This is a genomic window from Paenibacillus sp. TC-CSREp1, from assembly GCF_050171015.1.
GTDB lineage: Bacteria > Bacillota > Bacilli > Paenibacillales > Paenibacillaceae > Paenibacillus > Paenibacillus silvae.
The window spans coordinates 54,055-71,872 of sequence record NZ_JBNOKM010000001.1 but is presented as its reverse complement, the minus strand read 5'-3'; the positions used below and the strand labels follow the sequence as shown (position 1 = coordinate 71,872).

The following is a 17,818-nucleotide window of genomic DNA, read 5'->3' as shown; positions in this document are numbered from 1 at the left end:
TCAGGGTAGAGGCAGCAGCTTTTGCCAGATACTGTCGCATGATGAAGAATGCAAAATGTTTGTATGACAGGAGGTGCTTTAAATCATGCTGTCGACAGAACAGATTATAACCACCATGTCCTCACAGGGACTTCGCATAACCGATCAGCGTAAGACACTCGCACGGTTATTTGCCGAATCTCCGGGGTATCTTACACCCAAGGACGTCTATGAATATATGGGCAAGACCTACAGTGGATTAAGCTTTGATACGGTGTACCGTAACCTGCGTGTAATGCAGGAGCTTGGTGTACTGGAGCAAGTGATTTTTGAGGATGGTGTGAAATTCAAAGCTCATTGCAGCGAAGACCACCATCATCATCACATGATTTGTCTGAAGTGTCAGAAGACATATCCCATCGTATTTTGCCCCATGCAGCTTGCCGATGCTCCGGATCAATTCCAGATCGTGGATCACAAGTTTGAAGTGTTCGGATACTGTAAGGATTGTGCGGAGCATGCTCCGGTGAAGAAAGCTTCTGAGCATCAGCATGCGCACAGTCACGGGAAGAATTAACGATGAAACTTTCACGTAGAATCATGCAGGCCCCGATACGGGTGTATCGCAGCTATATTTCTCCTTTAAAGCCGCCGACGTGCCGTTTTTACCCGACATGTTCGGCGTATGCGATGGAGGCGATTGAAGTGCATGGCGCATTCAAGGGTTCACTACTCGCTGCGAAGCGAATTGCGAAATGCCATCCGTTCCACCCCGGCGGTGTAGATCTGGTACCGCCCAAAGCGGAGAAAAAAATCGCAGCTTCAGAGCAGTAATGTCTGCCTGGCAGCCAGAGCCCTTGACAATCAGGGCGGCAATTCAGTATATTTTTTGTATATGAATTTCCAGTGAAGGGATAAGTACAGACACACCCCCAGTGCAGAGAGTCGGATTAGCTGAGAACCGGTCTGGGAGGAGGATGGAAGATGGTCCCGGAGGAACCTCTTTCGAGCGTGCAATCAGCGTATGCTGTTGTCGTAAGGCTGAGGCGTGATCCAGCGTTAATGGGCGGTCGAAGGACCGGCAGAGCCTGTGTTTTGTGAGAAATGCGGGGAATTTGGGTGGTAACACGTGAGAGATACTCTCGTCCCATAGGGGCGGGAGTTTTTTTGTGTTCATTTACAGGCTGAGAGATTTTTACAAGTTGGTACATGCAACACCTCTCAGGACATTTGAAGGAGGAGAAGTCATTCATGAAGAACCAAAAAACATTTTATTTGACAACACCGATTTATTATCCAAGCGATAAGCTGCATATCGGGCATGCGTATACAACAGTAGCCGGTGATGCGATGTCCCGCTACAAACGTCTGCGCGGTTATGAAGTGCGTTACTTGACCGGAACAGATGAGCATGGACAGAAGATCGAACGCAAGGCTCAAGAGAAAGGGCTATCACCGCAGGCTTTTATCGATGAGATCGTGGCAGGCATCAAGGAGCTGTGGAACAAGCTGGATATTTCCAATGATGACTTTATTCGTACAACTGAAGAGCGTCACAAAACAGTAGTTCAGGATATCTTTGACCGTTTGCTGAAGCAGGGAGATATCTACAAAGGTGAGTACGAGGGCTGGTATAGCATCCCGGATGAGACGTATTATACGGAAACACAGCTGGTGGATGTGGAGAAAAATGAAAAGGGCGAAATTATCTCAGCCAAAAGTCCGGACAGCGGACACCCGGTTGAACTCGTCAAAGAAGAATCTTACTTCTTCCGCATGAGCAAATATGCAGACCGTCTACTGCAATATTATGAAGAGAACCCGGGCTTTATTCAGCCGGAGTCCCGTAAAAACGAGATGATCAACAACTTTATCAAGCCGGGTCTGGAGGACCTTGCGGTTTCCCGTACTACATTTGAGTGGGGCGTCAAAGTTAAAGGTGATCCCAAACACGTCGTTTACGTCTGGATTGACGCTTTGTCCAACTACATTACAGCACTTGGCTACGGTTCTTCCGATCCGTCGCTGTATGACAAGTTCTGGCCTGCTGACGTTCATCTGGTGGGTAAAGAGATCGTTCGTTTCCATACGATCTATTGGCCGATCATGCTGATGGCACTGGACCTGCCCTTGCCGAAAAAAGTATTTGCGCATGGCTGGCTTTTGATGAAGGATGGCAAAATGTCCAAATCCAAAGGCAACGTTGTTGATCCGGTGACTCTGATTGACCGTTACGGCCTCGATGCACTGCGTTATTATCTGCTTCGGGAAGTTCCGTTTGGTTCAGATGGTACGTTCACACCGGAAAGCTTTGTAGAGCGTGTGAATTCCGACCTGGCGAATGACCTGGGGAACCTGCTGAATCGTACGGTGGCTATGGTGGATAAATACTTTGAAGGTAAAGCTCCTGCGTTTGCCTCCAACGTCACTGCATTTGATGCATCATTGGAAGAAGCGGGCCATGCAACTGTGGAAAAAGTAGAGCAGGCGATGGAGAACCTGCAGTTCTCCGTGGCGCTTACGGCAATCAGTCAATTTGTAAGCCGCAGCAACAAATATATTGACGAGACACAACCGTGGGCTCTCGCTCGTGATGAAGCCAAACGTGATGAGCTCGCATCCGTTATGTCTCATTTGATTGAAAGCTTGCGTATTGCCTCCATTTTGCTGCAGCCGTTCCTGACTCGTGCACCGCGTAAAATCTGGGAGCAGCTGGGCATTCAGGAAGGGGAACTCACTTCTTGGGATTCAGCGAAGCAGTGGGGCATCATTCCTGCCGGAAATGCGCTGCATAAAGGTGACCCGATCTTCCCGCGTCTGGATGCAGAACAGGAGATTGCCTACATCTCTGAGGCGATGACAGGTGGACAAAAGTCTGCACAAGCCGACGGAAGTCAAGCAGAAGCTGCTGCAGATGCTCCAGCTGAACTTGTCGCTGCACCAGAGGGTAAGGAAGAGATCGGCATTGACGATTTTGCCAAAGTGGAGCTGCGTGTAGCCCAGGTGATTGCATGTGAACCCGTCAAAAAGGCAGATAAGCTGCTGAAGCTGCAGCTCGACCTTGGTTATGAGAAGCGTCAGGTTGTATCGGGTATTGCGAAGTTTTATTCGCCTGAAGAGATGGTTGGCCGTAAAGTCATCTGTGTGACCAACCTTAAACCGGTGAAGCTGCGTGGAGAGCTGTCTCAAGGCATGATTTTGGCAGCATCACACGGGGATCAACTGACACTTGCTACCGTACCAGACAGCATGCCTAACGGCGCGCAGGTGAAATAATAAAGTCACACCCCACGTACCTTGCACAATCGTACGAAGATTGTCACAAGTTCGCTGGAAGAGTGGTCCGAAGAGATTCGGGCCACTTTTTTTATGATCCAAAACAGAGATAAGAGGTAGAGAACAAGCATATATTGTTTATGAACTCTGTTCATCGGGAAAGAATGATAGGATACGAGCCTTGACAAGTATGGGCGTCTTCCCTATAATTCTTTCAGTAATGTTTACGATTAAGTGATGCGGAGTGAATTATACATGACAGTTATGCAAAAGAAAACACAGGTTCGACTGGATCGCTCCAGCCGACTCGGTAAACGGAGCACATTGAAGCTGCTGTGGAGCGGTTTGCTCATTCTCAGTTTACTGGTATTGTCCGCGTGTGGACAGAATAGTGAAAGCACAGCCAAAATTGTTGAGGGCAAAGTTAATGTTGTGACAACCTTTTACCCGGTATATGCGTTTACTGCAGCGATTGGCGGAGAGGATGCCAATGTTATCAATCTGCTGCCTACAGGAGTAGAGCCGCATGACTGGACACCCAAAAGTCAGGATATTGTAAATACGTCCAAGGCACAGCTGTTCCTCTATAATGGAGCAGGACTGGAAGGCTGGGTTCCGAATTTTCTGAAATCGCTGAATAATGACACCAAGGTGAAGGCAGTTGCAGTTAGCGAGGGAGTTAAACTGCTTACAGCTGAAGGGGATGACGGGCATGGACACGGTGAAGAGCATGAGGAAGAGCATTCTGAAGATCATGCAGACGAGAGCAGTAATGAACAGCAGGCTGCCGATCATCACATCGACCCTCATACCTGGGTGAGCCCCAAATCAGCAATGATTATGGCGGAAAATATTAAAAAAAGTCTGGTGGAGGTTGATCCTGCACACAAGGATGGTTACGAGCAGCGCTACAACGAGCTTCGTACCAAGCTTGAAGCACTTGATCAGCGTTTCACCAATGAACTGTCGTCTGTGCCAAACAAAGAGATTGTCGTATCACACCAGGCCTTTGGATATCTTGCCCGTGATTACGGCTTGACGCAGCATGCAATTATGGGACTTTCCCCGGATGCCGAACCGACAGGGCAGGACATTGTGAAGCTGGCTAAGCTGGTTAAGGATGAAGGCATCAAATATATTTTCTTTGAAGAGCTGGTATCCGACAAATTGGCGAAAACACTTGCCAGCGAAGCAGGCGTGCAAACGATGGTGTTAAATCCGGTAGAAGGTCTGACTCAGGAACAAGTAAACAATAAAGATGATTATTTCACCCTGATGCAGAAAAATTTGCAAAATCTGCTGATCGCATTACAATAAGAAGAATAAGAGTATGCGTCCAGAAGTCTTTGCCGTTTGACCGGCGAAGACTTCTGGAGTGTTAAGCAACAGGTTAACGAGTTTTTATTTATTATGAAGGGCGGCTTTGCCATGCAGCAAATCATGCCACTATGTCATGATCCCATTATCGAGATTGAAAATCTATCGTTTTCCTATGGGGACCAGCGTGTGATTCAAGATCTCAACTTTATGGTCCAGCAGCGGGATTTTGTAGGAATTATCGGTTCGAATGGTGCAGGGAAAACAACGTTGCTGCGTATGCTGGTCGGACTCCTACCTCCTGCACAGGGAGATATCAAGCTGTTCGGACAGTCGATCCGCAAATTTAAGGATTGGAAACGGATCGGGTATGTTCCGCAAAAAAATGCGTTTAATCCACTGTTCCCGGCAACGGTTCGAGAAGTGGTTATGTCCGGGCTGTACAACAACAAAAACATGTTTCGCCGTATAACACGTCAGGGACAGCAGCAGTGTGCTGATGCCATGCAGGTGATGCGGATTGAGGATATTGCGAACAAACGCATTGGACAGCTGTCCGGTGGACAGCAGCAGCGTGTTTTTCTGGCTCGTGCACTAATTAATCACCCGGATCTGTTGATCCTTGATGAACCTACCGTGGGAATTGATGCCGAATCACAAGCCAGTTTTTTTGAACTCATTACGCATATGCATGAGCATCATCGGATGACTTTCCTGATGGTGTCTCATGATATGGACCGCATGGAGAGTTATCTGGGCTCCGAAGCTGCCCTCACGAATGGCAAGATTCATTTCCATGTTCGTCATTCGCATGAGGTAGAGGATTGTGCAGAGACTAACCTGCAGCATACTACCGCACAGGTTCGCTAGTGATGTCTGTGGGCCATTAGATAGCCAGGCCGAAGGAGTCGAGTTTGTTTTGGAGATATTATTAAGTGATTTTTTTCAGCGTGCGCTTGCAGGCGGTTTGCTTATTGGCATCACCGCTCCACTGATCGGACTGTTTCTTGTATTGCGGAGACTATCGATGATTGGAGATACCCTGTCTCATGTAACGATTGCAGGGGTGGCGCTAGGTTTCTTGATTGAGGTGTACCCGATTGGTGTAGGTTTAATCTTTGCCGTGCTCGCCTCATTTGCCATTGAGAAGCTGCGTAAGGCGTACAAAAGTTATGCGGAGTTATCCATTGCCATCATCATGTCAGGAGGCGTAGCGCTCGCTTCTCTGTTCTTTACCTTGGGCAAAGGGTATAACGCAGACGTCATGAGTTATTTGTTTGGCAGCATATACACGCTGGATGCAACAGATTTGAAGCTGGTTGGAGTGGTAACTTTAATTGTTGTGGTCGTGGTGGCCTTCTTACATAAGGAGTTTTTCCTGCTCAGCTTTGAAGAGGATGCAGCCGCAGTTACGGGATTACCCGTCAGAATGCTGAATATGTTAATTACAGTGATGACAGCACTTGTGATCAGTACAGCGATTAAAATTGTCGGGGCATTGCTCGTATCGGCCCTGCTTACCATTCCTGTAGCTGTCAGTCTATTGATGGCACGAAGCTTCAAATCAGCCATCATTCTGTCAGTAGTGATTGGAGAAATTGCCGTAGTGATTGGTCTGGTCGTCGCAGGAATCTGGAATCTTGCGCCGGGAGCAACGATTGTATTGCTGCTCATTATGATGCTGATTTTAACGATGATCGGAAAAAAAGGGTTCCGGGCCTGACGTCATGCCTATGAGCAAGCGAGCCGGAGGAAGGGAGACATTGCTTCATGCCTGATGTTAATGTATGGCTGGCTTTTCTTGCTGGCCTCGCTTCTTTTATTTCACCGTGCTGTCTTCCGCTGTATCCATCATACCTTTCATACATTACAGGAATGACCGTGCAGCAGTTGAAGGATGATCGAAATCAGCGTGAGGTACGGTTTAAAACGTTGACCCACACATTGGCGTTTATTTTCGGTTTCTCAGCTGTATTTTATTCGCTTGGACTCGGGGCTGGTTTGTTCGGAGAATTTTTCAATGAGAATCGCAATCTCATCCGTCAATTGTCAGCGATTTTAATTATGCTGATGGGACTTTTTCTGTTAGGTATTTTCAAACCCCATTTTTTGATGAAAGAGCGCAAGCTTGATATGAAGTGGAAACCAGCGGGATATCTAGGCTCGTTTATTTTTGGAATTGGATTTTCGGCAGGGTGGTCCCCTTGTATCGGACCGATTCTGACAGCTATAATTGCGATGGCGGCAAGTGAGCCCTCCACGTGGTTTACGTTAATTACCGGATATACCGTTGGGTTTGCTCTTCCATTTTTTGTGCTTGCCTTCTTCATTGGCTCCACACGCTGGATTCTGAGATATTCCAACATGATGATGAAGATCGGCGGAGCATTAATGCTTTTGATGGGCGTATTGCTGTTCACCGATCAGATGACAAAAATAACCATTTGGCTGCAGCAGATCACACCTCAGTGGATGATTATCTGATCTGAGGATACAACGAATTCGTGGAAACAAATGACGGATAAAAAAGCAGATAAAGCAGGCTGCATTGAGCCAGAAGTGTTCTGGTTTCATGCGACCTGCTTTTTAATCTGGAGAATAAGTTTAGGTGAAATAATCAATGTTGGCTAACGGAAAGTGCTCAAAGATTCGTTCGGTAATGAACTCGCGCAGTGCATCCTGCTGGTCGTCCTTATACACATATTTATATTGACCCCAGCGGCCCCATTTCATTTTGCGTTTTTCAATATCCATTTCAAGTTTGGTTTTGGGATAACGCTTCTCGATCGTGGCTTTCGCCGTTTTGGTAAAACGGTGCTGGATCATTTCGAACGTCAGATCTTTTGTGGCTTCTTCAGGAAGTGTATCGGCCAGCTTCTGCAACAATTCAGCATATCCTTCCTGCCAGCCGTCGTACCAGATAATTGGAGCAATAATGAATCCGAGCGGATATCCGGCATGTGCAATTTTTCCTGCAGCTTCAATCCGTTCCTCAAAGCGTGAGGTTGCAGGTTCGAAATTTTTGATAACATAATCGGCGTTAACACTGAAGCGAATACGGGTATGACCGTTGTGCTTCAGTTTTAACAGCGGATCAACATGATGATATTTTGTTACAAAACGCAAACGTCCATATTCTTCATCAGCCATAAAGCGAATCAGATCGCTCAAGTTTTCTGTAATATGCTCAAGACCGACAGGATCGGATGTACAAGCGGCTTCGAAACGTGTAATTTCAGGCTTGCGTTCCTCGATATAGCCTTTAGCGGCCTCGATAATTTCTTCGGTGTTGACATACACGCGAACGTAAGGTTTCGCACCTAACGTGGTTTGAAGATAACAATAATGACAGTGGCCCATGCAGCCGGTTGAGATGGGAATTGCATATTCAGCAGAAGGCTTGGACTGGTCAAATTTGAGCGTTTTGCGCACGCCGACGACTAATGTACGCTTGGCCATCCGATACTTCTCCTGCTCTGTCTCACCAGGCAGATTGGTGATCCGGTTATGAGAGGTTGTCATCTGATAAGGGATGTTTTGAGACGTTACCCATTCCTTGATGCGTTTGCCTTTCTCATATTCCAGAGCGCCGGGTTCAAAATATACCAAATCGGGAATAAAGGGTTTAGTGCCTTTTGCTTTTCGAGCAGGGGGCCGGGCAATTGTAGTGCTCACAGAAACACTCCTTTCATGTGAAACTGGAGTTAGTTTGCCTCGAATGGAGTAAAGTCACGCCTGCCAAATCCTTGTGTGCATCCGGACTGAAGGGTGTAGGACTTGCCAATGCGTATTGATAACATGTATCATTAGAAGATAGGGACCTGGACGTAATGCCGGTCAGAGAGAAGAGAGGGAAGCAGATGCCAACGCCCAGTATGGAAGACTATTTGGAGCGTATTTACAAATTAATTGATGAAAAGGGCTATGCTCGTGTGTCTGATATAGCTGAAGGACTGGAAGTACATCCTTCATCCGTGACAAAGATGATCCAAAAGCTGGACAAGGACGAGTACCTGATCTATGAGAAGTACCGCGGGCTGGTACTGACGCCAAAAGGAAAAAAGATGGGCAAACGGTTGATGGAGCGCCATCATCTGCTGGAGCAGTTTTTGACTACCATCGGTGTACAGGAAGAAAACATTTACAACGATGTGGAGGGTATTGAGCATCATCTGAGCTGGGACTCTATTACTTGTATCGAGTCATTGGTGGAATATTTCCGTCAGGATGAGAGCCGCTTGCGTGACCTCAAAAATATCCAGGAAATTATGAGTAACACGGAATCCTGAGTCATGAATGAAGTTATATCCTAAACAAAGAGATGCTTCTTGCCATCGATATGGTGAGAAGCATTTTTGTTATGTTGATCTGAATCTGATCCTAGATCATTCGCCAACATTTGGTCAATTTCGCAACTAAATCGCTCTGCCAAGCGTCTATTAAACTAGTAGATTTTACCGCAAATTTAATGATGTTGGAGGATTGGTTGATGAAATTGCGTAAAGGATTATTGCTTCTGCTTATTTTTGTACTCGGTTTGCAGACAGCAGGATTGACTGCCCAGGCAGCTGCTCAGAAGGAAATTTCGATCTTTCTGGATGGTCAGCGTCTGGAGTCGGATGTGTCCCCTTATATTTTACCCAAGGTAAATGTAACGATGGTACCGCTGCGGGTGATCAGCGAAGGGTTGGGGGCTTCGGTTTTATGGTCTCAGGCAACTCGTACGGTAACGATTCAGAAATCCGATTCGGTCATTACGATGACCAGCGGACGTCAGCAGGCGACAGTGGACAACGCGATTGTAAATCTGGATGCATCTGTGCAATTAAAGCAGGGGCGTGTGATGGTTCCGATTCGCTTTGTAAGTGAAAATCTCGGCATTCAGGTAAACTGGAATCAGGCGGCTCAGACCATTGATCTGTACACAGGTAATGAAACAGCACCAACACCTGAGCCAGAACCTACACCAGCCGTTCCGGCAGAGCCAGGCGGTGCGGTAACCCCGGCTTCAGATGAAATGCGCGGAGCATGGATTTCGACCGTTAACGGGGATTGGCCGTCTTCTGGAGCCAAAGGCAATGCAGACAAGCAGAAGCAAGAGTATACGAGCCAGCTTGATCAATTGAAGGCTATGGGCATCAACGCTGTATTTGTACAAGTGAGAGCAAATGCTGATGCAATCTATCCTTCGAATTTGGTGCCTTGGAACAGTGTGCTGACGGGAACACAAGGGAAAGACCCTGGTTACGATCCGCTTGCCTTTATGATTGAGGAAGCACACAAGCGTGGACTGGAATTCCATGCCTGGTTTAATCCATTCCGGGCGACGAATTCCGCAGCAACATCCAATCTGGCAGCAAACCATATTTCCAAGCTTCATCCAGATTGGATTGTAAATGCGGCTGGCAAGCTATATATTAACCCGGGAATCCCGGAAGCAAGACAGCATATTATGGATACCATTATGGAAGTGGTAAACAACTACAACATTGATGGCGTGCATCTGGACGATTACTTCTATCCATCCAATGTAACGTTTAACGATGATGCTGCATTCAAAACGTATAATGCGTTAAACACAACAGATCGTGCCGCTTGGCGCCGTGACAATATTAATCAGTTTGTGCAGCAGCTTGGACAGAATATTCATCGTGTCAAAGCTAACGTGGAATACGGGATCAGCCCGTTCGGTGTATGGCGTAACAAGGCCACTGATCTGACCGGATCGGATACCAAAGCAGGTGTGACGGCTTATGACAGCATGAATGCGGATGTACGGACGTGGATCAAACAGGGCTGGATCGATTATGTGGCACCACAAGTGTACTGGAGCATGACTCTCAGCGCTGCAAGGTACGACAAGGTCGTGGATTGGTGGGTTAATGAGGTAGCCAATACCAAGGTGAAACTGTATATTGGTCATTCCCCGTACAAACTGGGAACGCCCGAAATTGGATGGCAAACCTCACAGGAGATCATTGATCAACTAATCTATAACGAGAAGTATCCGTCCATTGGTGGAGACATTTATTTCAGTTCGCAATATTTGACGAAGAACCCGCTGGGTATCATTGAACGTTTGAAAGCCTATTACGGTCTGTAGCACATCTAAAATGATCTAATTCATCTATATAACAGTTATATGACCAACCCCTGTTCTCATACAGTGGCAGTAGAAGCATGGCTGCCTGGAGAACGGGGGTTTTTGGTTTATGTTAATTAATGGAGTGTTTGAGGGCGGAGGCGTGAAAGGCATTTCGCTGGCAGGTGCGGTACAGGGAGCACAGGACTGCGGAGTTCAATTTAATCGGGTAGCTGGAACATCGTCCGGCTCGATTGTAGCAGCTTTGCTTGCGGCAGGTTATCGGGCTGAGGAAATGAAGGTTATTATAGAAAGTACACCGTTTGCTTCGCTGCTGCAGCGTTCACCTGTATTTAACGCACGCTGGATTGGACCTGCGGCAAGACTGTTTTTGAAAAAGGGACTTTACTCTGGAGAAGCGCTTGAGTCATGGATACGCAAGATGCTGCTGCAGAAGGGGATACGTACATTTGCGGATTTACCGCCGGGCAAACTGCTCATTACTGCATCAGATATATCTAATGGTAGCATTCTTGTATTGCCGGATGACATTCGTCGGTTCGGTATTGAACCGTCTAAACTGGAAGTGGCCAAAGCGGTACGGATGAGCTGCAGCATACCTTACTTTTTCGATCCGGTGGTCATACGCAAATCACCCGTCATGTCCAAAGGGCTTCCTTTTCAGGATCAGTTTGTATATGTGGTGGATGGAGGATTGTTAAGTAATTTTCCGCTATGGCTGTTTGACGGAGAGCGCTCAGTAGAGGATGGAGATATTATTCCGGTCGTTGGCTTTAAGATGGTGGGCAAAAACGAAGTGCAGCCCGCACGGATCAAAGGACCGCTTACCATGCTGCAGGCTCTTGTTGAGACCATGCTCACTGCACATGATGAGCGATACATTGAGCAGATTAACCGCTTCCGAACCGTCAAAATTCCTACGTTAGGCATTAAGCCTACACAGTTTAATTTGTCAGTTCAGGACAGCACGAATTTATTTCGTTCCGGCCTCGTTGCAGGAAGAGAGTTTTTTAATGCATGGAACATGAAAATATACAACGAACAATTAGAGAAGCAGCGCAAAGAACAGCGGAAGAAAAAAGCAGATGCTTCACCTCTGGTTCCCGTATGAATATTGTGCAAAGGTTAGGATTGTACTCTATTTATGTGCCAAGTCAGATCCGGTCAATATCGTAAATGAAGGAGAGCTATTCAAAAAAAAAAGCAATTCTCACCTTAGTGGGAATTGCTTTTTGACATTAGTGATACTTCGGAATATCCTCTTCACTCTTGCCTTTTTGTCCTTGAATGACCTGGAAAGGATAATCCTTGCGTTTTCTGGACGAGCTGCTTTTGCGGGCTGAAGCATTGTTCTGTGCATTCACTTTCGCCATCGTTTTTGCCGAAGGTTTGATCTTGGGTGTTTTGGCTTTCCGAGACCAGCGGGCAGGCGGGTATTTGTATAGCAGGAACACAACCCCGAACACAATCAGAGGGATGAGAATACTGGACAATGAGGCTTTAGTCAAAAAACTGATAATTCCAAAAGCAGCCAGTACCATGACCACCCAGAATACAATTGCCTGCTTGTTCATTTCATTCACCCTTTCACAGGATCAAATGTGGCTACAGGAACTTCAGCTGCCGTAGAGACGTTCGCAAGCTTGGCATCCAGCTCACGCATGCGGTTAAACGATGCGATGGATACCTCCACTTGTGCATTCGTTGGTTCTTTGGTAGTCAGGAGTTGCAGCCAGAGCCCCGGATACCCGAGATAACGAAGTACAGGAATGTCACGCACTGAATTCGTAATTTTGAGAAGTTCAAATGAAACGCCTAATACTACTGGTAGCAGCAACAGACGCTGACCCATACGTTCCCAAAGGTTATCATAGGTAAATACGGAATACAGGAATATACCGATAATCACCGTTAGCATGATAAAGCTGCTTCCGCAGCGATAATGCAGTCTGCTGTACTTTTGAACATTTTCCGGTGTCAGTTCTTCCCCGGCTTCATAAGCACTGATTACCTTATGTTCTGCTCCATGATATTGGAACAAACGTTTAATCATCGGTGTCTGTGAGATTAACCATAGATAGGCGAGCAGCAGAATCAGCTTGATAACACCTTCCAATACATTATGCAAAAATTGATTGTTGAATGCATTTTTAAATAAGAAGTCCTCGATCACCACAGGAAGCAGCGTCAGCACAATTTTGCCGAAAAGGAAGGAAAGAATGGCTACAGCCGTCACACCAATGATCATACTAAGGCTCCAGCCGGAACCTTGCTTCTCTTGTTGTTTGGCTTTTTCTTCCGGCTCCAGTTCATCGTCAGCATAAGCGTCAGCGGAGTAATTCAGATGTTTGCTGCCTTTGACACTTGAATCTATAATGCTGACAATTCCTCGCAATAACGGAATCCGCCGCAATTTCATGACCCAGGTCTTGTCTTGCTTGGGAACTTCCAGATACGTAATTTCGCCGTCTTTTCTACGAACAGCTGTAACGTTGACGTGTTTGCCGCCAAACATTACACCTTCAATGACAGCTTGCCCCCCGTAGCTGACAGGCTTGGATTGTTGAGGCAAATCATTCACCTTCCTATTCTGTTCTACGCCTTTACATTGAAAGGCAGTTTAATATCCTTATTGTATCGAATTTTGTGAGCAATTTCTAGTTTACGCGGTAATCTGCAGGTGAAGCTGTTAAGATTGTCCTGTTTTGAACATACTACGCCCTAGAACTGTGAGAAAATGTCTAGCATACAGCATAAGCATCTTACGAAGAAGGGGATGTTAAGCATGACGGATTATAACGATAAGGGAATGCCAATTCGTGATCAGCACAATGAAAAATCAGACCCGCATTCCCAGCGGCAGCGTCCACGCAAAAGGGATGACAAGGTGATGGGACGGCGTTCCATACCCAAGCAGGGTGATGCACATTATTATACAAATCCATTCTCCTTTGCACTGGAGCTTGGCTTCTTCGCCGGTTTGATCTGGGGAGGTATTCATTGGCTGTTCCATCTGCTGCATTTTACGATAGTACCTGTCGGTTTTATTGCAGAACCTTTTTTTAAACATGAGTACATTTATACTTCGGCTGGGCATTTGACAGGATGGCTGTGTTTCATTGTGTTTTCTATTTTGGCTTCCCTGCTATACACCTTTACCATTCGAAAATTAAAAGGGCCTATTCCAGGTATGGTCTACGGCATCGTTTGGTGGGTGATTCTCTTTGTTTTGCTAGGTCCCAAGCTTGGTATGATGAAGCCGCTGAACAGGTTAACATGGGATTCTATCTTTACGGAAATCTGTTTCTTCCTGCTCTGGGGCTTGTTTATCGGTTACACCGTAGCAATGGAGTATACGGACGAACGAAAAAGGGAACCGGAACAAGCCGGAGCCTAGACGCAAAAAAGCTTCTCAATCCGGCAATGGCTGTGTTAAAATAGCAGATGGTTATTTGCAGAGAGGGTGGAGCAGCAATGAAACGAATTATTGTGATCAATGGCCCGAACCTGAACATGCTTGGTGTTCGTGAACCAGGCATATATGGCACGATGAGTCTGAAGGATATTGAAGACAATATTCGCAGACAGGCCGAGCAATTGGGTGTCTCCATCGCTTTTTATCAATCCAACCATGAAGGGGATATCATTGACCGCATTCATGCCGCTATGGGTGAGGCAGACGGGATCATACTCAATGCCGGGGCATTTACCCATTACAGCTATGCTATACGTGATGCAATCAATGCCGTGAAGGTTCCTACCGTGGAGGTTCATCTATCCAACATTCATGCACGTGAAGCGTTCAGACATCATTCAGTGCTTGCAGCAGAAACGATCGGGCAGATTGCCGGATTTGGCGAAGTAAGCTATGAACTGGGATTGCTGGCTCTCGTGCGTCATCTGGACAAACAAACCTGAGCCGGGAACCCGGGAATGTGAGAGAAAGAAGGGTTACCGATGGAAAACAAACGAGTACACAAGTTACGCGAGGCCATGGCTGAGCGTGAACTACAAGCCATGCTGATTACGAATCCGATCAACCGTCGTTATATGACGGGCTTTACAGGCTCGGCAGGCTATGTGCTTATTACGGAAAACGAAGCATATTTGTTGACTGATTTCCGTTATATGTCGCAGGCAACCTTGCAAGCCAAAGGTTTTAATGTGCTGGAGCATGGCGTTAAACCGATGGATTCCGTAAGGGATTTGCTTGCAGCTGCTAACCTCAAGGAAGTAGGCTTTGAACAGGATTCAGTCACATTTGGTACACATGCTGCTTATGCAGAATCACTGCAATCGGTTAAACTGAAAGCTGTATCCGGCATAGTTGAGCAGCTTCGCATGTTTAAGGATGCGGACGAAATCGCGGTTATGCAGCGGGCTGCTGACTTGGCCGATGCCACGTTCAGCCACGTTTTGCAATTTGCCAAACCGGGCATGACTGAACGTGAAGTGGATCTGGAGATGGAGTTTTTCATGCGCAAGCATGGAGCGACGAGTTCTTCCTTTGATACCATTGTCGCTTCGGGTGAACGCTCCGCGATGCCTCACGGCGTGGCAAGCAGCAAGGTGATTGGACAGGACGAGCTGATTACATTTGACTTTGGTGCGCTGCTGGACGGATACTGCTCCGACCTGACACGTACAATTGCTACAGGCAACCCTGTTCCCGAGCTGCGCAAGATTTATGATATTGTACTGGAAGCACAGTTACATACGCTGGAGAACCTGAAACCAGGTATGACCGGACGGGAAGCAGATGCACTTGCACGGGATATCATTGCAGGCTACGGATACGGAGAGCAGTTTGGACACAGCACAGGCCACGGTCTGGGCATGGAAGTTCATGAAGCTCCACGTTTGTCCAAGCTCAGCGATGATGTGTTGAAACCGGGCATGGTGGTTACTGTTGAACCGGGGATTTACATCGATGGATTTGGCGGTGTGCGGATTGAGGATGATGTGGTTATGACCGAAACAGGTATCCATATCCTTACGAAATCGGATAAGAAGTTCACCGTTATTGCATAACCTGCCAGCTACTTGAGATATGAATCATTCATATCACTGACTTTTTACTTATACCAGGAGGGATTTTTTGTGATTTCAGTAAACGATTTTAAAACAGGCTTGACCGTAGAAGTAGACGGAGACATCTTCACTGTACTTGATTTTCAACACGTAAAACCGGGTAAAGGCGCTGCCTTTGTACGTTCCAAATTGAAAAACCTGCGTAACGGAAACACGGTTGAGCGCACGTTCCGTGCAGGTGAAACAATTGGCCGTGCAATCATCGAAAACCGCGGTGTATCTTATCTGTATGCAAGTGGTTCAGAGCACACGTTTATGGACAACGAAACTTACGATCAATTCACATTGACAAGTGACCAGCTTGAATGGGAATTGAACTTCCTCAAAGAAAACATGAACGTGAAAATCATTAGCTACCAAGGTGAAATCCTGGGTATCGACCTGCCTACCAGCGTTGAGCTGAAAGTTATTGAAACAGAGCCAAGCGTTAAAGGTAACACAGCACAAGGTGCTACGAAAAACGCAAAAGTGGAAACAGGACTGAACGTACAAGTACCTTTGTTCATTAACGAAGGCGACGTGCTTTTGATTGATACACGTGAGGGTAAATACTCCTCCCGTGCGTAACTTTCATACGCTGTAAGCTTGAAAGCGTGAATGAGAAACCCTTTGCCAACTCATTGGCAGAGGGTTTTTTTGAAAAAAGATTAGCCTATCAGGCGCTTTCGTAATATACTGGGTTAAAGTCATTTCTCGGAGAGAATAATGACGAAAGACATCAATTTATGCATAACTGCACAAGGTAGGGAGTGGATTTGCGTTGTCATTGTACGTCATGAAATTTGGGGGCAGCTCGGTCGGAGATACAGAGCGCATGAAGCGTGTAGCCGGTCGTGTTGTGGAAAAAGCAGATGAAGGGCATCAATGTGTTGTCGTGGTCTCGGCCATGGGGGACACAACCGATGATTTGATTGATCAGGCAAAGCTGCTGAACAGTGAGCTGCCTGCTCGTGAAATGGATATGCTGCTCACAACAGGAGAGCAGATTTCGATCTCGTTATTGTCTATGGCTATACAGGCACTTGGACGCAAGGCGGTATCCTTCACAGGATGGCAGGCCGGTTTCCGGACTGAGCCGGTACATGGCAAAGCTCGCATTCAGGATATCCGTCCTGAACGCGTCAATGCAGCTCTGGCGGATGGCAATATTGTTATTGTTGCCGGTTTCCAAGGCATGACGGAAGATGGTGAGATCACCACGCTGGGCCGTGGCGGCTCGGATACGACAGCTGTTGCACTGGCAGCAGCCATTCAGGCAGACGCCTGCGAGATCTATACGGATGTGGACGGAATCTATTCCACTGATCCAAGGATCGTCAAAGTCGCACGCAAGCTGAAGGAAATTTCCTATGACGAAATGCTGGAGCTTGCGAATCTGGGAGCAGCGGTATTGCATCCTCGTGCGGTAGAGTACGCGAAGCATTCCGGTGTGCCTTTGATTGTAAGATCAAGCTTTAACCATAATGAAGGAACGGTTGTTAAGGAGGAAGCAGCAATGGAACAAGGCGTAGTGGTAAGTGGGATTGCATACGATAAAAATGTAGCACGCATCAGCATTTTGGGAGTACCGGACGTGCCGGGTGTACTGGCTGAAGTATTTGGCGCACTTGCAGCTGAGCAGCTCGATGTAGATATCATTGTACAGAGCGGTGTTATGGACGGCAAAGCGGACTTCTCGTTCTCGGTTGCGCTATCGGATCGCGAGAAAGCGCTGCATGTCATTGAAGGCTTGCACAGCCGCCTGCCATATCGTGAAGTAACCTCTGAAGAGAATCTGGTTAAAATTTCGATTGTAGGCGCAGGTATGGTAAGTCATCCGGGTGTGGCTGCCAAAATGTTCAAAGTGATCTCCGGCGAAGGTGTAAGCATCAAAATGGTAAGCACATCGGAAATTAAAGTTTCCTGTGTTATCGATGGAGAGAAGCTGCATGATGTAATTAAAGCATTGCACACAGCATATGATCTGGATACAGAAGAGCAAGCTGTGATCGGTGGTCCGCAAGTCCGCAGATAATTGAATAAACTGTACTGTCTAAAAGTCTCGTAAGTATT

General features: G+C 46.8%; 18 protein-coding genes. 15 read left to right on the top strand and 3 right to left on the bottom strand.

The features are described from left to right. Positions 1 to 85 precede the first annotated feature (85 nt). The 7 genes from ACQSGY_RS00370 (at position 86) to ACQSGY_RS00340 (ending at position 7,056) form a co-directional block, all read left to right on the top strand. A complete protein-coding gene (locus ACQSGY_RS00370; protein ID WP_427050256.1) occupies positions 86 to 556 on the top strand; it encodes a Fur family transcriptional regulator in 471 nt (156 codons plus the stop codon). A 2-nt stretch (positions 557 to 558) separates the two neighbouring features. After that, positions 559 to 813, top strand: a complete 255-nt coding sequence (gene yidD, locus ACQSGY_RS00365) for a membrane protein insertion efficiency factor YidD (RefSeq protein WP_111269677.1) — start codon at positions 559 to 561, stop codon at positions 811 to 813. A 375-nt stretch (positions 814 to 1,188) separates the two neighbouring features. After that, the gene (metG, locus tag ACQSGY_RS00360) at positions 1,189 to 3,255 is read left to right on the top strand and encodes a methionine--tRNA ligase (RefSeq protein WP_427050255.1); all 2,067 of its coding nucleotides are present in this window, start codon (positions 1,189 to 1,191) and stop codon (positions 3,253 to 3,255) included. Between the two features lie 255 nt (positions 3,256 to 3,510). Then, complete coding sequence (locus ACQSGY_RS00355) at positions 3,511 to 4,572, top strand: metal ABC transporter solute-binding protein, Zn/Mn family (protein WP_427050254.1); 1,062 nt, start codon at positions 3,511 to 3,513, stop codon at positions 4,570 to 4,572. A gap of 111 nt (positions 4,573 to 4,683) precedes the next feature. After that, positions 4,684 to 5,442 (top strand): metal ABC transporter ATP-binding protein, encoded by a 759-nt coding sequence (locus tag ACQSGY_RS00350; RefSeq protein WP_111269688.1) that lies wholly within the window; start codon positions 4,684 to 4,686, stop codon positions 5,440 to 5,442. A gap of 49 nt (positions 5,443 to 5,491) precedes the next feature. Then, a complete protein-coding gene (locus tag ACQSGY_RS00345; protein ID WP_111269674.1) occupies positions 5,492 to 6,295 on the top strand; it encodes a metal ABC transporter permease in 804 nt (267 codons plus the stop codon). A 47-nt stretch (positions 6,296 to 6,342) separates the two neighbouring features. Then, on the top strand, positions 6,343 to 7,056 hold the full coding sequence (locus ACQSGY_RS00340; RefSeq protein ID WP_111269673.1) for a cytochrome c biogenesis CcdA family protein: 714 nt from the start codon (positions 6,343 to 6,345) through the stop codon (positions 7,054 to 7,056). Positions 7,057 to 7,176: 120 nt separating this feature from the next. Here ACQSGY_RS00340 and splB read toward each other — a convergent pair whose 3' ends face one another. Further along, positions 7,177 to 8,247 (bottom strand): spore photoproduct lyase, encoded by a 1,071-nt coding sequence (gene splB, locus ACQSGY_RS00335; protein WP_427050253.1) that lies wholly within the window; start codon positions 8,245 to 8,247, stop codon positions 7,177 to 7,179. A 185-nt stretch (positions 8,248 to 8,432) separates the two neighbouring features. Here splB and mntR point away from each other — a divergent pair, with 185 nt between their 5' ends. The 3 genes from mntR to ACQSGY_RS00320 all read left to right on the top strand — a co-directional run bounded on the left by mntR (position 8,433) and on the right by ACQSGY_RS00320 (position 11,786). Continuing rightward, a complete protein-coding gene (gene mntR / locus ACQSGY_RS00330; protein WP_110895316.1) occupies positions 8,433 to 8,861 on the top strand; it encodes a transcriptional regulator MntR in 429 nt (142 codons plus the stop codon). A 200-nt stretch (positions 8,862 to 9,061) separates the two neighbouring features. Further along, complete coding sequence (locus ACQSGY_RS00325; protein ID WP_427050252.1) at positions 9,062 to 10,675, top strand: family 10 glycosylhydrolase; 1,614 nt, start codon at positions 9,062 to 9,064, stop codon at positions 10,673 to 10,675. 109 nt (positions 10,676 to 10,784) lie between these two features. Next, positions 10,785 to 11,786: a patatin-like phospholipase family protein gene (locus tag ACQSGY_RS00320; RefSeq protein ID WP_427050251.1), complete on the top strand. Its 1,002-nt coding sequence runs from the start codon at positions 10,785 to 10,787 to the stop codon at positions 11,784 to 11,786. Between the two features lie 127 nt (positions 11,787 to 11,913). Here ACQSGY_RS00320 and ACQSGY_RS00315 read toward each other — a convergent pair whose 3' ends face one another. Both ACQSGY_RS00315 and ACQSGY_RS00310 read right to left on the bottom strand, forming a co-directional pair. After that, positions 11,914 to 12,249, bottom strand: coding sequence for a hypothetical protein (locus tag ACQSGY_RS00315; RefSeq protein ID WP_145403936.1), 336 nt, complete (start codon positions 12,247 to 12,249; stop codon positions 11,914 to 11,916). Positions 12,250 to 12,254: 5 nt separating this feature from the next. Next, on the bottom strand, positions 12,255 to 13,247 hold the full coding sequence (locus tag ACQSGY_RS00310) for a DUF1385 domain-containing protein (protein ID WP_111269668.1): 993 nt from the start codon (positions 13,245 to 13,247) through the stop codon (positions 12,255 to 12,257). 318 nt (positions 13,248 to 13,565) lie between these two features. On the opposite strand from ACQSGY_RS00310, the gene ACQSGY_RS00305 reads away from it, so the two are divergent. The 5 genes from ACQSGY_RS00305 (at position 13,566) to ACQSGY_RS00285 (ending at position 17,780) form a co-directional block, all read left to right on the top strand. Then, positions 13,566 to 14,072 carry a YqhR family membrane protein gene (locus tag ACQSGY_RS00305; RefSeq protein WP_427050550.1) on the top strand — a complete coding sequence of 169 codons (507 nt, stop codon included), beginning with the start codon at positions 13,566 to 13,568 and terminating at the stop codon, positions 14,070 to 14,072. Positions 14,073 to 14,149: 77 nt separating this feature from the next. After that, positions 14,150 to 14,593, top strand: coding sequence for a type II 3-dehydroquinate dehydratase (aroQ, locus tag ACQSGY_RS00300; RefSeq protein ID WP_111269667.1), 444 nt, complete (start codon positions 14,150 to 14,152; stop codon positions 14,591 to 14,593). A 39-nt stretch (positions 14,594 to 14,632) separates the two neighbouring features. Next, positions 14,633 to 15,706, top strand: coding sequence for a M24 family metallopeptidase (locus tag ACQSGY_RS00295; RefSeq protein ID WP_427050250.1), 1,074 nt, complete (start codon positions 14,633 to 14,635; stop codon positions 15,704 to 15,706). 69 nt (positions 15,707 to 15,775) lie between these two features. Further along, a complete protein-coding gene (efp, locus tag ACQSGY_RS00290) occupies positions 15,776 to 16,333 on the top strand; it encodes an elongation factor P (RefSeq protein ID WP_145403934.1) in 558 nt (185 codons plus the stop codon). A gap of 193 nt (positions 16,334 to 16,526) precedes the next feature. Continuing rightward, positions 16,527 to 17,780 (top strand): aspartate kinase, encoded by a 1,254-nt coding sequence (locus tag ACQSGY_RS00285; protein ID WP_427050249.1) that lies wholly within the window; start codon positions 16,527 to 16,529, stop codon positions 17,778 to 17,780. Positions 17,781 to 17,818 lie beyond the last annotated feature (38 nt).

What these genes read in the sequence shown, in the direction of transcription:
- ACQSGY_RS00320 (WP_427050251.1), top strand. Translation starts at nt 10,785, where the DNA reads ATGTTAATTAATGGAGTGTTTGAGGGCGGAGGCGTGAAAGGCATTTCG.
- ACQSGY_RS00315 (WP_145403936.1), bottom strand. Translation starts at nt 12,249, where the DNA reads ATGAACAAGCAGGCAATTGTATTCTGGGTGGTCATGGTACTGGCTGCT.
- aroQ (WP_111269667.1), top strand. Translation starts at nt 14,150, where the DNA reads ATGAAACGAATTATTGTGATCAATGGCCCGAACCTGAACATGCTTGGT.
- ACQSGY_RS00325 (WP_427050252.1), top strand. Translation starts at nt 9,062, where the DNA reads ATGAAATTGCGTAAAGGATTATTGCTTCTGCTTATTTTTGTACTCGGT.
- yidD (WP_111269677.1), top strand. Translation starts at nt 559, where the DNA reads ATGAAACTTTCACGTAGAATCATGCAGGCCCCGATACGGGTGTATCGC.
- ACQSGY_RS00350 (WP_111269688.1), top strand. Translation starts at nt 4,684, where the DNA reads ATGCAGCAAATCATGCCACTATGTCATGATCCCATTATCGAGATTGAA.
- ACQSGY_RS00340 (WP_111269673.1), top strand. Translation starts at nt 6,343, where the DNA reads ATGCCTGATGTTAATGTATGGCTGGCTTTTCTTGCTGGCCTCGCTTCT.
- ACQSGY_RS00355 (WP_427050254.1), top strand. Translation starts at nt 3,511, where the DNA reads ATGACAGTTATGCAAAAGAAAACACAGGTTCGACTGGATCGCTCCAGC.
- ACQSGY_RS00295 (WP_427050250.1), top strand. Translation starts at nt 14,633, where the DNA reads ATGGAAAACAAACGAGTACACAAGTTACGCGAGGCCATGGCTGAGCGT.
- ACQSGY_RS00305 (WP_427050550.1), top strand. Translation starts at nt 13,566, where the DNA reads ATGGGACGGCGTTCCATACCCAAGCAGGGTGATGCACATTATTATACA.
- mntR (WP_110895316.1), top strand. Translation starts at nt 8,433, where the DNA reads ATGCCAACGCCCAGTATGGAAGACTATTTGGAGCGTATTTACAAATTA.
- metG (WP_427050255.1), top strand. Translation starts at nt 1,189, where the DNA reads ATGCAACACCTCTCAGGACATTTGAAGGAGGAGAAGTCATTCATGAAG.
- ACQSGY_RS00370 (WP_427050256.1), top strand. Translation starts at nt 86, where the DNA reads ATGCTGTCGACAGAACAGATTATAACCACCATGTCCTCACAGGGACTT.